The organism is Polaromonas aquatica (genome assembly GCF_042659145.1).
Classification (GTDB): Bacteria; Pseudomonadota; Gammaproteobacteria; order Burkholderiales; family Burkholderiaceae_C; genus Polaromonas; species Polaromonas aquatica.
The window spans coordinates 813,204-831,953 of record NZ_JBHSRS010000084.1; the positions used below are offsets into that span (position 1 = coordinate 813,204).

Consider the following 18,750-nt stretch of genomic DNA (forward strand, 5'->3'; position numbering starts at 1 on the left):
AGGCGGGGACTCAGGTCGCGATCGCTTCGCGCACCGCGCTGAGCTGGCGGCGCGATACGGCCAGCAGTTCGTCGATGCCATTAAGCCGCACGGCCCAGCCTTCGCCTTCTTCAGGGTCGAAGTGCTTTTCCAGCGCCCGCACCGCACGCCGTGCAATCAGGGCATTGCGGTGAATGCGCATGAACTGCGCCACGTATTTCTCTTCAAGCTCGCTCAATGAGCCATCCAGGATGTAGCTGCGCGTCCTGGTGCGCACGGTGATGTATTTGAGCTCGGCTTTCAGGTACAGCACCTCGGCCAGCGGCACACGCTCGGTACGGCCGCGGTCCTGGATGATCAGGATTTCTTCTGGCAAATCATCCTTTGGCCTTTGTCCTGCATGCGCAGCACGCTCTACTTTTTGTAGCGCCTGCTGCAGGCGTTCGAGCCGAACCGGCTTGGTCAGGTAATCCACAGCATCGACTTCAAAAGCCTGCACCGCATGCTCGGCATGCGCCGTCACAAACACCACGGCCGGCGGTTTGGCCATGGCGGCAATGCTGCGCGCCAGCGCCACGCCGTCCGCGCCCGGCATGTGGATGTCGAGCAGCACCAGGTCAAACACCTCGCGCTGCAGCGCCGTCATGGCCTGCACTGCATTGGCGGCCTCGCCCAGCACATCGGCCGCGGGCGCCGTGCAATCGCCCAGCAGGGTGCGCAGCCGGGACCTGGCCAGTGCCTCGTCATCCACCACCAGAACCTTGAGTTTCATGCAGGAACCTCCAGCCGCACCTGAAAAACACCGTCCTTGAAGACAGTCTGAAAACGCGCCTGCACATCATGCAACAGCAACAGCCGGTCGCGCACATTGGCCAGCGCCAGGCCGTGGCCACGCTCACCCACTCCTGCGGGCGACGAGTTCGTCACCTTGACTACCACCACATTGCCACGGCGCACAGTCGAGATTTTGACCTGCGCACCCGTGGCGCTCGGCTCCACGCCATGGCGGATGGCATTTTCCACCAGCGGCTGCAGCAGCAGCGGCGGCAACCTGGCCGCATCGGCCTGCGGGTCCAGGCTCCACTGCACCTGCAGGCGCTCGCCAAAGCGGATTTCCTCGATCGCCAGGTAACGCTGGGCCAGCGCTATTTCATGGCTCAGCGTGACCGACTCGGTGGGGTCGGCCAGCGCGCTGCGGAAAAGCTCGCTTAAGTCCTCCAGCACCGCTTCTGCCTTGAGCGGCTCGGCGCGCACCAGGGCAATGGCACTGTTCAGCGTGTTGAACAAAAAGTGCGGACGGATGCGCGACTGCAGTTCCGCCAGCCGGGCCGCCGTGGCCGCCGGCGTGCGTGCCTTGGCACGCCAGAACAGGCCCGCCAGCAGCATGGCCGACAGCAGCGCGCCGGCGAAAGCGCTGGCCCACCAGGGCACCGGCTGGAGCAGTCCCATCAGGGCCAGCAGCCCGCAGCCGTACAGGCCCGCAACCGCACCCAGCGTGATGCCTGCCAGCCACTGCAAACGCGGTGCCAGGAGGTTCAAACGGGTCTTGAGCGCACATGCAGCAATCAGCCAGGCCAGTGTGGCGGGCAGCACACCGCCTGTCAGCAGGGAAAAGCGCATCAGCCAGTCCATCGGCTGGGCGGCGCCAAACATGGCGCCCACCCCCACCACCGCCTCCATAAACAGCACCGCGCGCAACACCACACCCACATGGCAGGCGTCAAACATGCTGACGCGCACGGACGGCACAGGCACGTCACCATCCGCAGGGGTCAAACTGCCCAATATGGTGGATTCGGCGAAATGGTTGAAATCAGGTGACGGTTTCATGGTTGGTTCGGGCCTTGTTTGCATTGTCCTGCCGGTTTTGACCCTGTTTTTGCGTTCTTTTCGCAACTTGTAAGCCCGCTCACCCGAGGCACTCAGGCCCAGATAAAATCGGAACCATAAGTATTGCACTGGTCGCGGCCTTCCTGCCAGGGGTTTAAACACCTTTCAGGCCGCACCCAGCCCCCTTCATCCGGAACAAGTCCTGAAACAGCGCACTGAGGACTTGCCCGTGACCGCCAGACAAGAAAGCCCACCGTGAACCAATTCGACAAAAAGTCCCAAGCCTGGTCTGCCCTGTTCTCCGAACCCATGAGCGACCTGGTCAAACGTTACACGGCCAGCGTGTTTTTTGACAAGCGCCTGTGGCAGGCCGACATCACCGGCTCGCTGGCGCATGCCGAGATGCTGGCCGCGCAAAAAATCATTGGCGCCGAGGATCACGCGTCCATCCAAAAAGGCATGGCGCAAATCACCAGCGAGATTGAATCCGGCGCCTTTGAATGGAAGCTGGACCTGGAAGACGTGCACCTCAACATCGAAGCCCGCCTCACACAGCTTGTAGGTGACGCCGGCAAACGCCTGCACACAGGCCGCAGCCGCAATGACCAGGTTGCCACCGACGTGCGCCTGTGGCTGCGCGGCGAGATTGACCTGATCGCCGACCTGCTCACGGACCTGCAAAAGGCGCTGGTCGATATTGCCGAAAAAAATGTCGAGGTGATCCTGCCCGGTTTTACCCACCTGCAGGTTGCCCAGCCCGTGAGTTTTGGCCACCACATGCTGGCCTATGTGGAAATGTTCGCGCGTGATGCAGAACGCATGGCCGACGTGCGCCGCCGCGTCAACCGCCTGCCGCTGGGCGCAGCCGCACTGGCCGGCACCAGCTACCCGCTGGACCGCGAGCGCGTGGCGACCACGCTGGGCATGGTCGACGGGAACGGCCAGCCCTGCGTCTGCCAGAACTCGCTCGATGCCGTCAGCGACCGCGACTTTGCGATTGAATTCACCGCCGCCGCCAGCCTGTGCATGGTGCATATCAGCCGCATGAGCGAAGAACTCATCCTCTGGATGAGCCAGAATTTCGGTTTTATCCAGATTGCCGACCGCTTCACCACTGGCTCGTCCATCATGCCGCAGAAAAAAAACCCGGATGTGCCCGAGCTCGCACGCGGCAAGACCGGCCGCGTGGTCGGTCACCTGATGGGCCTGATTACCCTCATGAAGGGCCAGCCGCTGGCCTACAACAAGGACAACCAGGAAGACAAGGAGCCGCTGTTCGACACGGTGGACACCCTGAAAGACACGCTGCGCATCTTTGCCGAGATGGTGGGCGGGCAGATGGATACGGCCACCGGTGCGCGCACTGGCGGCATCACGGTCAAACCCGAGGCGATGGAGAGCGCCGCCCTGCGCGGCTACGCCACGGCCACCGACCTGGCCGACTACATGGTCAAAAAAGGCCTTCCCTTCCGCGATGCCCACGAAGCCGTGGCGCATGCCGTCAAGGCAGCCATCTCGCACAACGTGGACCTGTCCGAATTGCCGCTTGAAGTGCTCAAGCAGTTCAACCCGAAAATCGAAAAAGACGTGTACGACGTGCTGAGCCTGCGCGGCTCGCTCAATGCCCGCAACATCCTGGGCGGCACTGCCCCGGCGCAGGTGCGGGCGCAGATTGCGCGGCACCGGGCCCGGCTCGGCTAAGCCCTGCCGACCGGCCTAAGTTCCGGCTAAGGTGTGCCTTGTAGACTGAACAACTGCCAAGGACACAACCATGCACCTGCCGCCACCCAGTGAACCCAAACCAGCCAGCGCCCCCATTTGGGTCAGCGAGCTGCACCCAGTGAATGGGGGCTCTTCATTCAAGCAGGGGCCGCGGAACCGGCTTAGCCGGGCCGCAGGCGCAGCGCCCCCCTCGGGGGCAGGGAGCTTGCGCGTTGTGAGCGAACGTGGGGGCCCATACCATGCGTTTACTGCTGGTTGAAGACGACGCCATGATAGGGGAGACGGTGCTGCAGGTACTGCGCACCGAACACTATGCCGTCGACTGGGTGCGCGACGGCGCCATGGCTGACCAGGCGCTGCGCAGCGGGGAATACGACCTGGTCCTGCTGGACCTGGGCCTGCCCAAACGCGACGGACTTGAAGTACTGAGGGCCTTGCGCAGCAGGCGCAGCACCGTCCCGGTCCTGATTGCCACCGCACGCGACGGCGTGAGCGACCGCATTGCCGGGCTGGACGCCGGCGCCGACGACTATGTTGTCAAACCGTATGACACCGACGAGTTGCTGGCCCGCATACGCGCCCTGCTGCGACGCAGCGCCGGCCGCGCAGAACCGGTGTTTGAACACAAGGGCGTCAGCCTGAACCCGGCCACACGGGAAGCCACGGTGAATGGCCAGCCTGTATCCCTTTCGGCACGCGAATGGGCTGTTCTGGAACCCCTGATCGCGCGCCCCGGCGCGGTGCTGTCGCGCGCCCAGCTGGAAGAAAAACTGTTCAGCTGGAAAGACGATGTCAGCAGCAACGCGGTAGAGGTCTACATCCACGGCGTGCGCAAAAAACTCGGCAATGAATTCATACAAACCGTGCGCGGACTGGGTTATCTGGTACCCAAGGAATGAAAGCACCCGCATCACACTCATTAAGGCGGCGACTGCTCTGGTTCGTCCTGGTTGCGATTTTGCTGGCTGCCGTGCTGCAGGCGGTCACGGCCTACCGCGGTGCGCTGCAGCAGGCCGATGCGATGTTTGACGATCACCTCCAACAGGTCGCGCGCTCCATGCGCAGCGGTGCGCCGTTGGGCATGCCGCTCAAGGACAGTGACGATGACGCCGGTTTTGACCTCTATGTACAGATTTGGGGACAAGACGGCACGCCTATCTTTCGCTCGACACATTCGGCCCTGCCGCCGCGTGCGGTGCTCGGGTTTTCGGATGTGGAAGCCAATGGCAACCGCTACCGCGTCTACTCCCTGCAAACGCCTTTGCAAACCGTGCAGATAGCGCAGAACCTGAGTGCCCGCACGGCGCGCGCGCGCGCACTCGCAGCCAGGGCCGTGCTGCCCTTCATCTTGCTGACACCCCTGTTGATGCTGGCCGTCTGGTGGGTCATCAGCCGCTCCCTCGCGCCCATAGAGCGGGCTCGCCGCCAGGTGGCAAGCCGGGCTGCCGATGATTTTTCCCCGCTGGCCGACACTGACCTGCCCGACGAGGTACGCCCGCTGGTCGATGAACTCAACCTGCTGTTTGGCAGGGTGCGCGGCGCTTTTGATGCGCAGAGGAATTTTGTGGCCGATGCTGCCCACGAGCTGCGCTCGCCCCTGACTGCGCTCAAGCTCCAGGCCCAGGCATTGCGCCGCGCCGACGACGAACCCGCAGCGCGCGAAGCCGGTATTGCACGGCTGAACCAGGGCATTGACCGCGCCATAAGGCTGGTGGAACAACTGCTGACGCTGGCGCGGGAAGAGGCCAGCCTGGCACAAACGGACGCTGTGGCCGGACCCATCGACTTGCAGGACGTGGTCAGGCTGGCCGTGGCCGACGTGCTGCCGCTGGCGGCGCACAAGCACATTGACCTGGGACTGGCAGATAACGAGGAAGACCAGCCGGTACAACCGGTGCTTGTCACGGGGCAGCGCGAAGCGCTGCGCATGATGCTGCGCAACCTGCTCGAAAATGCCGTCAAGTACACACCCGAATCGGGCCGGGTCGACGTGTCGCTGCAACTGCAGCCAGACAGCAATGGCTCAAAAGGCCAATGCCTGTTGACCGTCGAGGACAGCGGACCCGGTATTGCGCCGGAAGACCGTTCGCGTGTGTTTGACCGCTTCTACCGCAGCAGCGACCTGGCGCCTGAAACCGGCAGCGGCCTGGGCCTGGCGATTGTCAAAACGATTGCCGACCGGCACGGCGCCACCCTGCAGCTGGATGCCTCCCCGCGCCTGGGTGGCTTGCGTGTGCAGATCCGTATGGACACGGCGCACCCCTAGTACTGCAACCCGAAAATATCGAAACATGAAAACGCGTCATCGCACCCATGGCGGCGTTGCAACCCTTGTGAAGGCGCACGGCCTTCACTGCGGTTTGCGCCTTGCCCTGGGCGCGAATCCATCGTTTTCATCTTGTTTCGCTACTTCCAGGTTGCAGTACTAGCGCCAAACCGGGAAACGATGCGCATGGACAGTCCCTTGGCCCTTCTTGCCCTTGTTTCCCACTTTGCCTTTGTACTGGCCGGCCTGCTGATCTATGCTGTCGGCACCCATGCCAGGGGCCAGCGCCGCCACCCGTCCGCCGCACTGGCCTGGGTGCTGACCATTGCACTGCTGCCCTATGTGGGCCTGCCTTTGTACCTGCTTCTGGGCACCCGGAAGTTCGCACGCCCATCACACATCCTGCAGCACACCATGCCAGCCCTGCGCCCGCAGGAGGATGGCCTGCAGGCCTGCGCCATCGCCACACTGGACGGCATGGGGCTGGCACCGCCTGCAACCAGCAGGCAGGTGCGTTTTCATGCCGATGGCCAGGCCGCCTGGGACGGGCTTGCCATTCTGATCAACAGCGCCCGGGAACAACTGGACATCAGCACTTTTGTGCTCGGGAACGATGCGTTGGGCCAGCGCGTGGCGCGCCTGCTCTCGGAGCGGGCCGCTGCAGGTGTACGTGTGCGTTTGCTGCTCGACTCTGTGGGCAGTTGGCGCACATCGGTGATGCTGGTGCGCCAGCTGCGCGCCGCCGGGGTGCAGGTGCACTGGTTCATGCCGCTGCTGCACAACCCGCTGCGCGGGCGCGTAAACCTGCGCAACCATCGCAAGCTGGCCATCGCCGACGGCCGGCGTCTGTGGAGCGGCGGACGCAACCTGGCCGCGGAATATTTCAACGGCGAACCCCGGCAAAAACCCTGGATTGACCTGAGCTTCACGCTGGCAGGTGCACTGGCCGCACAGGCGCAAGACCTGTTCGACAGCCACTGGCGCTACAGCCGCGGGCCCCGTGTGGCCGATGACAACCCACCGACACCGGCTGCACAGGAGTCGCCCGAACAGGCAACACCCGGATATCCGGACCAGACACTGACCCAGATGGTGCCCAGCGGCCCGGACCAGGCCGAAGACACTTTTTACGGCCTGCTGCTCACACTGCTTTTTCGCGCAGAGCGGCGCGTGCTGGCAGTCACGCCTTATTTTGTTCCCGACGACAGCCTGCTGACGGCCTTGTGCCTGGCCGCGCGGCGCGGCGTGCAGGTGGAACTGGTCGTGCCTGCGCGCTCCAACCACAGGCTGGCCGACATCGCGCGTGCCCGCGCCCTGCGCGACCTGGTGGCGGCAGGTGGCCAGGTGCGGCTAGCCCCGGGCATGGTGCATGCCAAGGCCGTAGTGGTGGACGATGGCGTGGCCCTGACCGGTTCGCTGAACATTGATTCACGCAGCCTGTTCCTGAATTTCGAGCTGATGGTGGCGTTTTATGGCAGCGAAGACATTGAGGCCGTCACGCAATGGATTGACGGCAATTTCCACGACCTGCCGCTTCACCAGCCGGCCCCGCCCTCGCTGCTGCGGGACATCGCCGAAGGACTGGTGCGCTGGCTGGGTTTCCAGATTTAATTTTGCTTCAACACGACAGGCCCTTACGCCGGCTTGACCGCCCTGCTCGCCTGTGCGTCCGGGCGTTGCCCGGCGCAAACGTCCCGCACACACCCGCGCAACCAGCGATGCGCCGGATCGGCATCCATCCGTGGGTGCCAGAGCAATGACACCGTGATCTCCGGCATGGGTACCGGAAGCGCAAAACTGTGCATGCCGGCGCTCAGGTTTTCGGTATGCCGCTCTGGAACACTCGCGATCAGGTCACAGGCCCGGGCCAGAGCCAATGCGGCCGAAAAGCCACTGACCATCGTGACGATCTCCCGTTCCAGCCCGAATGGTTTCAGGGCATCATCCACCGGCTCGGCGCCCAGGCCGCGCCGCGAGACGCCGATGTGCCTGCCGGCCGCATAGCGGGCGGGCGTGATCTCGCCTTGGCTCAGGGGGTGCCCCTTTCGCACAACGCCAATGAAACGGTCCCGGAACAATGCCTGCACCCGAAGCTCCGGTGCCGTCGTCGTTCCCACAACGCCGGTTTCCAGGTCGACGGTCCCGTCGCGAAGCGGTGCGCTGTCTTTGTCCGCCTTTTGCACAAAGCACAGCCGCACGCCGGGTGCTTCCTCGCTGACGCGGGCAATAAGGTCCGGCCCGAAGTTTTCCACAAAGCCCTCGCGGGTCCGCAGCGTGAACGTTCGGACCAGTTGCTTGAGCCTGAGTTTTTTTGCGGGGCGCAGGACCGCTTCGGCATCCTGAACAAGCTGGCCGACCTGCTCGCGAAGAGCCATTGCCCGGGGCGTGGGAACGAGGCCGCGTCCGGCCCTGACCAGGAGTGGATCGCCCGTTGTCTCACGCAATCGCGCCAGCGCCCGGCTCATCGCCGACGGGCTAAGCCGCAAGCGCCGGGCTGCGCCCGCAACACTGCCTTCCGTGAGCAGCACGTCCAGGGTGACCAGCAAGTTGAAATCAGGTGTAGCCATGCATGGACCATAGCGCAAATTGGGCATGACATGGCGTTTGGCACACTTATAAAGTGCAAATGGTGCGCCTTCCGCCATGTTGAGCAAAGAACTACGCTTCAGGCAGCTCCATTTCAGGAGTGGCCAAAGAATCGGAAGGTGCAGTTCATGTCGAAGTCAATCATTGCAAAACGGAATGCGGCCGTCGCTGGAAGGGAAAGCAAAAATGCGGCGCTGCCGCGGCCGGTCCGGTGGGTGCTCGCCGGACTCTCGCTGTCCATGCTGCTGTCCTCGCTGGGCACCAGCATCGCCAATGTGGGGCTGCCCACCCTGGCACAGGCGTTCAACGCCTCCTTTCAAGCGGTCCAGTGGGTCGTCCTCGCATATCTGCTCGCCATCACCACCCTGATCGTCAGTGCCGGGCGGCTCGGTGACATCCTTGGCCGGAGGCGGCTGCTGCTGGCCGGCATCTTTCTGTTCACCGCGGCCTCGGTCCTGTGCGGCCTCGCACCCACGCTCTGGCTGCTGATTGCCGCCAGGGCAGCACAGGGCCTGGGGGCCGCCGTCATGATGGCCCTCACCATGGCATTTGTCGGTGACGCGGTTCCAAAAGAAAAGACCGGTAGCGCCATGGGACTGCTCGGCACGATGTCTGCCGTCGGCACCGCGCTGGGCCCATCGCTGGGCGGTTTCCTGATCGCCGGGTTCGGCTGGCGGGCCATCTTCCTCGTCAACGCACCGCTGTGCATCCTGGCGCTGCGTCTTGTGTACCGCTACCTGCCAGTTGATCGCCGGGGGCCGAAGACAGGTCGCAACCGCTTCGACCATCTGGGTACGCTGCTGCTGGCCCTGACGCTCGCGGCGTATGCGCTCGCCATGACCATCCACCATGATGATGGACACGGTGCTTTCGGCCCGCTCAACATGGCACTGCTGTTGGCGGCCGCCCTCGGCACCGGCCTCTTTGTACTCGCCGAGGCAAAAGTCGCATCGCCCCTGATCCGGCTGGCGACGTTCCGCGACCCGGGCTTCGGTGCAAGCCTCGCCATGAACGTACTGGTCTCGACAGTGATGATGGCAACGCTGGTGGTCGGGCCGTTCTATCTGTCCCGTGCGCTCGGGCTGTCAGCGGCACTGGTGGGGCTCGCCCTGTCGATGGGCCCGGTGATCTCCGCGCTGAGCGGTGTCCTGGCGGGGCGCATGGTCGACCGTTTAGGTGCGCCCTTCATGATCGTCGCGGGACTCATCGCCATGGCGGCGGGTTCAATGGCCCTGACCGTGCTTCCGGCGATGTTCGGCATTGCAGGCTACATCGCCGCCATCGCCGTCCTGACCCCCGGTTATCAGCTGTTCCAGGCAGCCAACAACACCGCGGTCATGATGGGTGTCCATCCGGACCAGCGGGGCGTCATTTCCGGCATGCTCAGCCTGTCGCGCAATCTCGGGCTCATCACCGGCGCATCCGTGATGGGCGCTGTGTTCGCGCTCGCTGCGGCGGCGACCGACATCACGAGGGCCCGTCCCGAGGCCGTTGCTACCGGTATGCAGGTCACTTTCGCAGTCGCGGCGATTCTGGTCATCGTTGCCCTCGCCATGGCGATAGGAAGCCGCGCTCGCGCAACACGCCTGGCACGCCTTGCACATCCTGAAGACCTGTCATGACGAGCGCCTGGCACCGTAACCCCGAGGCAAGCCGGATGTTTTCAACAAGAAGCCAATGCGTGCCGGCTGGTACGGCCTACAGCGAGAATCGTCAGTAAAACAAGAGGCGCAAGAGGAACGGGAGGCGTTGGAACTTGCGCGCAACCTTGGAGCCTGTTTGCGCTCTATACGGAGCCACGCAAGTACCTTCTCGGGCGGGCTGCAAGGCGCGGTGCGCCGCCCAGGCCCTTGCATGGGCATCAGCCCATACTGCGTGCCCGGACAGCACACTCATCCCGATTGCACCCCAACGCGGCTCCGTATAGAGCGCAAACAGGCTCTTAAGCCCCACCTAAGACTGCATCCTCATAGTTATGGGTATCGGCACCGACGTGTGCTTCCAACTGAAGGAAAAGTCCATGAAATCCACAGCCCTGAAAAATTCCTCGCTGGTGATTGCGCTGCTCACAGCCGGTGCCATTGGCGGTGCCGGTGTAGGTGCGTTCAATGCATTGCAAACACCCTCCATTGCAGCCCCCCTGGCTGCCCTGAGCAGCAGCGCGGCAGGCGATATCAGCTCGTCCGCAGTCGTCCCCAACTTCCCGCAGATCACTGAGCGCTACGGTCCCGCCGTGGTCAACATCAGCGTCACGGGCACCACCAAGGTATCCGACGAATCGGCCATGGCGCAAGGGGACGACGATGCTTTTTCCGGCGACCCCTTCCTTGAATTTTTCCGCCGCTTCCAGCAAGGCCAGGGCCAGCGCCCGGGCAATGGCCGGGGCGGCCAGCAGGAAGTCCCTACACGCGGCCAGGGCTCGGGGTTTATCGTCAGCAGCGACGGCATCATCCTGACCAACGCCCACGTGGTGAAAGATGCCAAGGAAGTCACCGTCAAACTGACGGACCGCCGCGAATTCCGCGCCAAGGTCCTGGGCTCCGACCCCAAAACCGACATTGCAGTATTACGCATTGAAGCCAAAAACCTGCCCGTGGTCACCCTGGGCAAAACCAGCGACCTCAAGGTTGGCGAATGGGTGCTGGCGATAGGCTCACCCTTCGGTTTTGAAAACACCGTGACCGCAGGCGTTGTCAGCGCCAAGGGCCGTTCGCTGCCTGACGACAGCGCCGTGCCCTTCATCCAGACCGATGTGGCCATCAACCCCGGCAACTCGGGCGGGCCGCTGTTTAACGCACGCGGCGAAGTGGTGGGTATCAACTCGCAGATCTACACCCGCAGCGGCGGCTACCAGGGCGTGTCCTTTGCCATCCCGATTGACATTGCCAACAAGGTCAAGAACCAGATTGTGGCCACCGGCAAGGTTGAACATGCACGGCTGGGTGTGGCGGTACAGGAAGTCAACCAGGCTTTTGCGGACTCCTTCAAGCTCGACAAACCCGAGGGCGCGCTGGTGTCCACCGTCGAAAAAGGCAGCCCTGCCGACAAGGCCGGCCTGCAATCCGGCGACGTGATCCGCAAGGTCAACGGCCAGCCCATCGTGTCCTCTGGTGACCTGCCTGCGCTGATCAGCCTCGCCGCCCCCGGCGACACCGTGAAGCTGGAAGTCTGGCGCCAGGGCTCCGCCAGGGAGTTGACGGCACGCCTGGCCAATGCCAATGACAAGACCAGCGAAGTCGCCAGCAAAAAAGAAGCTGCAGGCCAGGGCAAGCTGGGCCTGGCGCTGCGTCCGCTGCAACCGGATGAAAAACAGGAAGCAGGCCTGGACAGCGGCCTGGTGGTGGAGCAGGCCAGCGGCCCGGCAGCCATGGCGGGTGTGCAGTCCGGCGACGTGCTGATTTCCATCAACGGCGTACCGGTGAAAAACATAGACCAGGTACGGGCTGCAGTGGCCAAGGCAGAAAAATCCGTGGCCTTGCTGATACAGCGCGGCGGCGACAAGATTTTTGTGCCGGTCAACCTCGGCTGACAGGCGGCCGGTGGCAGCTGTTTAAAAAAAGCGGGCTTCGGCCCGCTTTTTTTATACGCGCTGATATCTCTCGGACGGCGTTTTCCGGAGGCTGAAGAATATTTTGTTACATGTAATTCCGTTTCCAAATCATTCGTGAACGCGAAGGCGAAGCGCACACAGTACAAACGTACGGCCAGCGAAGCCGACAAAGTGCACGGATGATTTGGAAATGGAATAAATCGGCTACGCTTGACTTCCCAGGAGGAGGAACCGTGGTCAAAACCATTGCAAAAACAGCTGCTGCGCTTATAGCCGTAGCCGCCCTGCAGGCGCATGCGCTGCAAATCATCAGTTTGTCACCACAAGGCGAAGTCGCGCGCGTACGGCAGGTGGTAGCCAAGTTTGATGAAAGCGCCGTCAACTTCGGCGACCCGAAAGCGCCCGCGCCGCTGACCTTGAGCTGCAGCGACGCCCAGGCCACCAAGGGCAACGGCCGATGGATCAGCGACCGCGAATGGGCTTTTGAGTTTGAAAACGACCTGCCGCCCGGCGTCAGTTGCTCGCTGCAGGTGCGTTCCGGCATGAAATCGGCCTCTGGCAGCCTGTTGACGGGCGCAACCAGCTATAAATTCAATAGCAGCGGCCCCTTCATCAGTTCCCTGCGTCCCGGCACCTACGAACGCATCGATGAGGAGCAGTACTTCCTTCTCCAGCTCAACGGCCCGGCCACCCTGCAAAGCGTGCAGGAAAACGTCTGGTGTTCTGTGGACGGCCTGGGCGAGCGTGTACCCGTCAAGCTGATAGCCGGCCCCGAGCGCGATGCCCTGCTCAAGTCGCAATACCTCGACAAGGCCGCCGCCAAAGATCCCTTGAAATTTGTCACCCTGGCATGCAACCGGCGGCTCACACCGGCCGCCAAGGTGCAACTGGTTTACGGCAAGGGCGTGAGCACGCCAAGCGGTGTACCGAATTCGGTGGAGAAACGCTACAACTTCCAGGTACGCGAGCCGTTCTCGGCCAGCTTTAACTGCGAGCGCGAAAACGCCCAGTCAGCCTGCCTGCCGATTCGCCCCATGAGCCTGAATTTCAACGCACCGGTGCCGCGCAAGCTGGCTGAGGCGATTCGCCTGAAATCGGGCTCAGACACGCTCAAGCCGGTGTTTGATGCGGAGAGCGGTGATGCGGCTGATGTGGTCACCAATGTCAGCTTCAAGCCGCTGTTTACGGAGTCCGCACAGTACACGCTGGAGCTGCCCAGGGACTTCAAGGACGCCTCGGGACGTGTGCTGCGCAATGCCGACAGCTTTCCCCTGAAGCTTGCCACGGGCGCCATGCCTCCGCTGGCCAAGTTTGCTGCATCGCCATTCGGTATCGTGGAGCGTTTTGCAGAGCCGGATACAAAACCCGGCGACCCGGCCCTGCTGCCCGTCACGCTGCGCAACGTGGAGGCCGCGTTGCAGGTCAAGGGACTCACCCCGGCCACATCCGGCAAGGTCAGCGACCTGCAACCCAAAACCGACGCCGACATCATTGCCTGGTTCCGCAAGGTACAGCGTTACGACGACTACGAGGTCCCACGCAAGCAGGCAGCGGCCGACATCAAGGGCCCGCTGCCCAAGGTGCTGGATGCACAAGGCAAGGACTATGTGCAGTCGCGCATGCTGTCGCTGCTGGGCGGCCAGCCCGGCGTCAAGACGCTGGACCTGCCCAAGCCTACCAACAACGACCCACGCCCGTTTGAAGTCGTGGGCATACCGCTGGCACCGGGTTTTCACGTGGTGGAGATCGCCTCGCAAAAACTGGGCAGTTCCCTGCTGGACGATCGTCACGGCGCGAACCGGACCATGTATGTGCGCACATCCGCGCTGGTTACCAACCTGGGTGTGCACTTCAAGCTGGGCCGCGAGAATGCGATGGCCTGGGTGACCACCCTTGACAAGGGCGCACCCGTTGCCGGAGCCGTGGTAAGGGTGTCCGACTGCAATGGTGCGGAGCTTGCCAAAGCCGCCACCAATGCGCAGGGGATTGCGAACTTCACCGGCCTGTCGCCGCAGCCGCCGCGATGCAGCCGTGACGACGGGGGGAACAGCGCTTATTTTGTCAGCGCGCGCATGACGAGTGGTGGTGTGGAAGACATGGCGTTTACCTGGAGCGACTGGCACAGGGGCATAGAGCCCTGGCGCTTCAACGTGCCGACCAGCCAGGAGGTGCAACCCGATGAGCTGGTGCATACCATCTTTGACCGCACCCTGCTGCGCGCCGGTGAAACGGTGTCCATGAAACACATACTGCGCACCCAGACCAGCAAGGGTTTTGGCCTGGCGGACACCCAGCCGACAACGCTGGTCGTCACCCACGTGGGCAGCGGTCAGCAATACACCCAACCCATCGTCTGGCGCAAGACGGCGACAGGCGGGCAAAGCGCGGAGAACACCTTCCAGATCCCGCCTGCAGCCAAACTGGGCGTGTACGACGTGCAGCTCAACGGCAATTCCAAAGGAAATGGCCGCAGCCAGAATTTCAGCAGCGGCCAGTTCAGGGTTGAAGAGTTCCGCCTGCCGGTGCTTGAGGGCCGCATCACGCCTGCAGAGAAAAAAGCTCTGGTCAATGTGAAGGCTGTGCCCACCGATGTACAGATCAATTACATTGCCGGTGGCGGCGCGGTAAACCTGCCAGTGCGGGTGTCCGCGCTGGTGCGCGGTAAATATTTGAGCTACAGCGATTACGAGGAATTCAACTTCTCGCCCCCAAGAGGCAAACGGGGCGACAGCGCGGAAGGCGAAGAGGAAGCCACCGCTTCGCAAGACCAGCGCGTGATTGCCGACAAGCTGCCGCTCACGCTGGACAAGAACGGCGCAGGCAAAGTCACCATAGACAATGTGCCCGTCGCCAAACAGCCTCAGGAACTGCTGCTGGAAGCCACCTACGCCGACCCGAATGGCGAGGTGCAGACCATACGCAGCGTCTCCACCCTGTGGCCGGCTGGCGTGATCGCCGGCATCAAGACCGAGGGTTGGGTCTCCAGCAGCCAGAAGATCAAGTTCCAGGCCCTGACACTCGACCTTTCAGGCAAGGCCGCCGCCGATGTGTCGCTTGAAGTCAAGGCCGTGGCGCGCATAGTCACCACCAGCCGTAAACGCATGGTGGGCGGTTTTTACACCTACGACAACAAGACGGAAACCAAGGACCTCGGTAATGTCTGCAGCGGCAAGAGCGATTTGCGCGGCCTGCTGCTGTGCGAGACCAAACTGGGCGAAGCCGGCGAGGTCGAACTGATCGTCACCGCAAAAGACAAGGACGGCAACACCATACAGGCGGCCAGCTCGGTGTATGTCACCAAACAGGGCGAGCTCTGGTTTGGCGGTGAAAACCATGACCGCATGGATGTGCTGCCCGAGAAAAAAAGCTACCAGCCTGGCGACACCGCCAAATTCCAGGTGCGCATGCCTTTCCGTTTTGCAACCGCACTGGTGGCCATAGAACGTGAAGGCATCATCGAAACCCAGGTGGTGCAACTCAACGGCCAGGACCCGACGATCAGCCTCAAGATCAAGGACGGCTGGGGCCCGAATGTGTACGTCAGCGTGCTGGCGCTGCGCGGCCGGCTGCGTGAAGTGCCCTGGTACAGCTTTTTCACCTGGGGCTACAAGGCGCCGCGTGAGTGGTGGACATCCTTCTGGTACGAAGGCCGCGAATATGTGGCGCCGACCGCGCTGGTTGACCTGAGCAAACCCGCTTTCCGCCTGGGGCTGGCCGAGATTCGTGTCGGCACCAAAGCCCACCAGCTGGACGTGAGCGTGAAAGCCGACAAGGAAAGCTACGCCGTGCGCAGCCAGGCCAAAGTCACCATCACCGTCAAGCTGCCCAACGGCCAGCCCGCCGCCAATGCCGAAGTGGCGCTGGCCGCTGTCGATCAGGCGCTGCTGGAGCTGATGCCCAACAACAGCTGGGACCTGCTGGGCGCCATGCTGCAGCGCCGCGCCTGGGGTGTTGAAACCTCAACCGCACAAATGGAAATCATAGGCCGCAGGCACTATGGTCGAAAAGCCGTGGCTGCGGGCGGCGGTGGTGGCCGCAGCAACACGCGTGAACTGCTGGAAACGTTATTGCTGTGGAACCCGAAAGTGGTGCTTGATGCCAATGGCCAGGCGGTGGTGAATGTACCGCTCAATGATGCCTTGACGACCTTCAGGATCGTCGCCGTGGCCGACGCCGGCACCAGCCTGTTCGGCACCGGCCAGACCAGCATCAAGGCAACGCAAGACCTGCAGATCATCAGCGGCCTGCCGCCGCTGGTGCGAGAGGACGACCAGTTCCGCGCGCAGATCACCTTGCGCAACACCACCAAGGCGGCGATGAAGGTCGAGGTCAGCCCACGTGCAACGCTGCTCGACTTGAAACCACAAACCGTGGATATTCCCGCCGGTGAAGCACGTGAAGTCGCCTGGATGGTCACCGCGCCGGCGCAGCTGGCGCTGACCCGTCTAGAGGCCATACTGTGGGAGATAGAAGCAAAAGACACCATCAGCGGGGCACGCGACGGCCTCAAGGCGCGCCAGCGCATCATCCCGGCCGTACCGCTGACGGTGCAGCAAGCCACGCTGGTGCAGGTTGACAGCTCTTTCAACCTCGATGTGAACCCGCCTGCCGACGCATTACCCGGCCGCGGCGGCCTGAAGATGTCGCTGCAGCCCAAACTGGCCGAAGGCATGGACGGCGTGCGTGACTGGTGGGCCAACTACCCGTTTGCCTGCCTCGAGCAAAAAACCAGCAAGTCCGTCGGCCTGCGCGACGGCAAGCTCTGGCAAACCGTCATCAGCCAGATCCCGACTTACCTGGACAGCGACGGCCTGGCCAACTACTTCCCGCCGCGCGATGGCGAGGCTTCACGCGGCAGCGATGCACTCACGGCCTACCTGCTGGCCGCCACGCATGAAGCGGCGGGCATCAACCCGGCGTTTGCCCTGCCGGATGACGTGCGCGCGCCCATGGAACGCGGGCTGATCGCATTTATCGAAGGCCGCATACAACGCGATTTCTGGAGCCCGCGCAAGGACCTGGATGTGCGCAAGCTGGCCGCCATAGAAGCCCTGTCGCGTTACGGCAAGGCACAGGGCCGCATGCTCGGCAGCATCACGATTGCACCCAACCAGTGGCCGACAAATGCGGTGATCGACTGGCTGAACATCCTCAAGCGTGTGGCCGATGTACCGCAGCGCGAGCAACGCATGGCCGAGGCCAACCAGGTCTTGCGCTCACGCCTGTCCTTCCAGGGCACCAAACTGGTCTTCAGCACCGAAAAAGACGACTACTGGTGGTGGCTGATGGTCAACGGCGACGTCAACACCGCACGCCTGATGCTGGCCGTGATGGACGACCCGGCCTGGAAGGACGACATGGGCCGCCTGGCCAACGGCTTTATAGGCCGCCAGCAAAAAGGCGCATGGCACACCACCACGGCCAACCTCTGGGGCGGCCTGGCACTGGACAAGTTCTCGGCAAAGTTTGAAGCCACACCGGTGGCTGGTGTGACCAAGGCAACCCTCGCCGCGGCGGCCGCCAGTGTTGCAAGCGTGGACTGGAGCAAGGTCGACCGCGTCAAGACCACGGACGCCGCGGGCGCGCCCAACCAGACCACCTTCTTCGGCGCACCCGCGTCGCCGGGCAACCTGCGCAACAACAGCATGTTCCTGCCCTGGGGCTCGGCGGCGAAAGACACGCTGACGGTAACGCACCAGGGCACCGGCAAACCGTGGCTGACCTTGCAGTCGATTGCAGCCATCCAGCTGAAAGCACCGTTTAACGCCGGTTACCAGATCAAGAAAACGATCACCCCGGTGGAGCAGGCGGTGAAGGGCATCTACACCCGCGGCGACGTGATCCGCATCACGCTGGAAGTCAACGCCAGCGCCGACATGACCTGGGTGGCGATCACCGACCCGGTGCCCGGTGGCGCCACCATCCTGGGCACAGGCCTGGGTCGTGACTCCGAAATTGCCACCAGTGGCGAAAAGAAATCCGGCGCAGGCTGGCCGGCGTTTGAAGAGCGCAGCTTCGAGGCTTTCCGCAGCTACTACGAGTACCTGCCCAAAGGTGTGGTGAAGATGGAGTACACCGTGCGCCTGAACAACGTCGGCGACTTCGCGCTGCCGCCCAGCCGGGTGGAAGCGCTTTATGCGCCCGAGATGTTTGGCGAAACGCCGAATGCGCGGGTGAAAGTGGAGGCGGCGAAGTGAAGCTGAAGCATTAGGAGAAAGACATGAACTTAGGATCAACAGAAGTCACGAATCTCATTTCATATGTTGCGTTAATAGTTTCCGCAACTTTGGCAATCTTCTACCTCAGAGATCGCAGTCATGCGAAGTACGCAATCGAAAGAGACTACTGCAACCAATTGTTGACGTGGCACGCGTCTGTTGTGGACTTACTTATAGAACTGTGCGTAAGCTCAGGCCGAAATGTGGAGGAAAAACATCCTTCCCTAATAAAGCTTTCTTCATTAATTGAACAAGGAAGGTTTTACTTTCCCAACATCGCTCCAGAAAACTATGGCCAGGACAAACCCCCTGCATATCGCGGCTATCGAAATATAGCTTTGGACTTCCTTGTCGCCTCTTACAACCTTCACCACAAGCCGCATACAGAAGCCAATAGAAAACAGGCAATTAATTTGCAGAGGCAATTTACATCTGTTGTTTTCGAAATTGTTCGCCCATCAGATCGGCTTTCAACAATACGAAAGCTCACAGATAAGTATTTTGTAAAAAATCTTTCTATTGAGGATCTAGAAAGACGAGAGCAGATTGATGCTGTCAGCCATATGTGGGATACCCCGGAGAGTAGAGATTGATTAATG

11 protein-coding genes are annotated in these 18,750 nt (G+C 62.4%); 8 read left to right on the plus strand and 3 right to left on the minus strand.

Annotated features, from left to right (window positions below; genetic code table 11):
• Window positions 1–10: 10 nt before the first annotated feature.
• Together ACFQND_RS25130 and ACFQND_RS25135 are read right to left on the minus strand one after the other, a co-directional pair.
• Entirely contained in the window at window positions 11–751 is a 741-nt protein-coding gene (locus ACFQND_RS25130) for a LytR/AlgR family response regulator transcription factor (RefSeq protein WP_371438779.1), read from the minus strand.
• Window positions 748–1,809 (minus strand): sensor histidine kinase, encoded by a 1,062-nt coding sequence (locus ACFQND_RS25135; RefSeq protein ID WP_371438780.1) that lies wholly within the window; start codon window positions 1,807–1,809, stop codon window positions 748–750. Before ACFQND_RS25135 ends, ACFQND_RS25130 begins: the two co-directional genes overlap by 4 nt.
• Before the next feature lie 255 nt (window positions 1,810–2,064).
• Here ACFQND_RS25135 and argH point away from each other — a divergent pair, with 255 nt between their 5' ends.
• The 4 genes from argH (at window position 2,065) to ACFQND_RS25155 (ending at window position 7,408) form a co-directional block, all read left to right on the plus strand.
• Window positions 2,065–3,510, plus strand: coding sequence for an argininosuccinate lyase (gene argH, locus ACFQND_RS25140; protein WP_371438781.1), 1,446 nt, complete (start codon window positions 2,065–2,067; stop codon window positions 3,508–3,510).
• 260 nt (window positions 3,511–3,770) lie between these two features.
• Window positions 3,771–4,430 (plus strand): response regulator, encoded by a 660-nt coding sequence (locus ACFQND_RS25145; RefSeq protein ID WP_371438782.1) that lies wholly within the window; start codon window positions 3,771–3,773, stop codon window positions 4,428–4,430.
• Window positions 4,427–5,797 (plus strand): ATP-binding protein, encoded by a 1,371-nt coding sequence (locus tag ACFQND_RS25150; protein WP_371438783.1) that lies wholly within the window; start codon window positions 4,427–4,429, stop codon window positions 5,795–5,797. The genes ACFQND_RS25145 and ACFQND_RS25150 overlap by 4 nt, the downstream gene beginning before the upstream one ends.
• Window positions 5,798–5,983: 186 nt before the next feature.
• Window positions 5,984–7,408, plus strand: coding sequence for a phospholipase D-like domain-containing protein (locus ACFQND_RS25155; RefSeq protein WP_371438784.1), 1,425 nt, complete (start codon window positions 5,984–5,986; stop codon window positions 7,406–7,408).
• Between the two features lie 23 nt (window positions 7,409–7,431).
• Here ACFQND_RS25155 and ACFQND_RS25160 read toward each other — a convergent pair whose 3' ends face one another.
• A complete protein-coding gene (locus tag ACFQND_RS25160) occupies window positions 7,432–8,364 on the minus strand; it encodes a LysR family transcriptional regulator (protein ID WP_371438785.1) in 933 nt (310 codons plus the stop codon).
• Window positions 8,365–8,511: 147 nt separating this feature from the next.
• Here ACFQND_RS25160 and ACFQND_RS25165 point away from each other — a divergent pair, with 147 nt between their 5' ends.
• From ACFQND_RS25165 to ACFQND_RS25180, 4 genes are all read left to right on the plus strand, one after another.
• The gene (locus ACFQND_RS25165) at window positions 8,512–10,005 is read left to right on the plus strand and encodes an MFS transporter (protein ID WP_371438786.1); all 1,494 of its coding nucleotides are present in this window, start codon (window positions 8,512–8,514) and stop codon (window positions 10,003–10,005) included.
• 398 nt (window positions 10,006–10,403) lie between these two features.
• Window positions 10,404–11,912 (plus strand): DegQ family serine endoprotease, encoded by a 1,509-nt coding sequence (locus tag ACFQND_RS25170; RefSeq protein ID WP_371438787.1) that lies wholly within the window; start codon window positions 10,404–10,406, stop codon window positions 11,910–11,912.
• Window positions 11,913–12,112: 200 nt separating this feature from the next.
• The gene (locus ACFQND_RS25175) at window positions 12,113–18,130 is read left to right on the plus strand and encodes an alpha-2-macroglobulin family protein (protein WP_371438788.1); all 6,018 of its coding nucleotides are present in this window, start codon (window positions 12,113–12,115) and stop codon (window positions 18,128–18,130) included.
• Window positions 18,131–18,153: 23 nt separating this feature from the next.
• Window positions 18,154–18,744, plus strand: coding sequence for a hypothetical protein (locus ACFQND_RS25180; RefSeq protein ID WP_371438789.1), 591 nt, complete (start codon window positions 18,154–18,156; stop codon window positions 18,742–18,744).
• Window positions 18,745–18,750: the final 6 nt, after the last annotated feature.